We start from the raw sequence: 825 nt of genomic DNA on the forward strand, positions 1-825 counted from the left end.
GTGGTGCGGGGAGCGGGGAGGTCGGGCCCCCGCCGGGTCCCGGCGGGGGTGTCGGGCCCGGGGGCGGCCCCCCGGGACCCCGCCGGAACCCCCGTTCCCGGCGGGGTCGGTTTCGGGGCGGGCCGGTCGGTCGCGACCCGGGCGCGGGCCAGGAGCCCCGCGCCCAGACAACCGGCCGCGTCCCCCAGCTCCGCCGGCACCAGGGCCGGCGGGTGCTGGAAGGTGATCCGCTCGCGCAGCGCCCCGCGCAGCGGGTCGAGGAGGAGGTCACCGGCGCGGGCCAGGCCGCCGCCGATGATCACCACCTCCGGGTCGAGGAGGGTGATCCCGGTCAGCAGGCCGTCGGCGAGGGCGTCCACGGCCTCCCGCCACACCCGCAGCGCCCGGGGGTCACCCGCCGCCACGGCCCGGGCGGCGTCGGCGGCGTCGGCGGCCGGGTCCCCGCAGGCGGCGGCCCAGGCCCGGCCCACGGCCGAGGCGGAGGCCAGTGTCTCCAGGCAGCCGCGCTGCCCGCAGCCGCAGAGGGGACCGTCGGGACGGACCACGATGTGCCCGATCTCGCCGGCGCCGCTGTGCGCGCCGGCCTCGACCCGGCCCTCGATGCCGATGGCGCCGGCGATGCCGGTGCCCAGGGCGACGAAGAGGAAGCGGGAGGCACCCCGACCGGCACCGAGCAGCCCTTCGGCCAGGCCGCCGGCCCGCACGTCGTGCCCGACGGCGACCGGGATGCCGGCCAGGCGTTCGGCCAGCAGTCGGCCCAGGGGGACGTCCCGCCAGCCGAGGTTGGCCGCGTACCGCACGACGCCCCCGCCGTCCCCGTCCCCC

Annotated in this window: 1 protein-coding gene; it reads right to left on the bottom strand. The window is 80.8% G+C overall.

From position 1 onward, the window contains the following. Positions 1-825 (bottom strand): ROK family protein (locus FOE67_RS27295; protein WP_182667489.1); only part of this gene is annotated, 825 nt, incomplete at both ends.

It is taken from the genome of Streptomyces calidiresistens (assembly GCF_014141525.1).
GTDB classification, from domain to species: Bacteria; Actinomycetota; Actinomycetes; order Streptomycetales; family Streptomycetaceae; genus Streptomyces; species Streptomyces calidiresistens.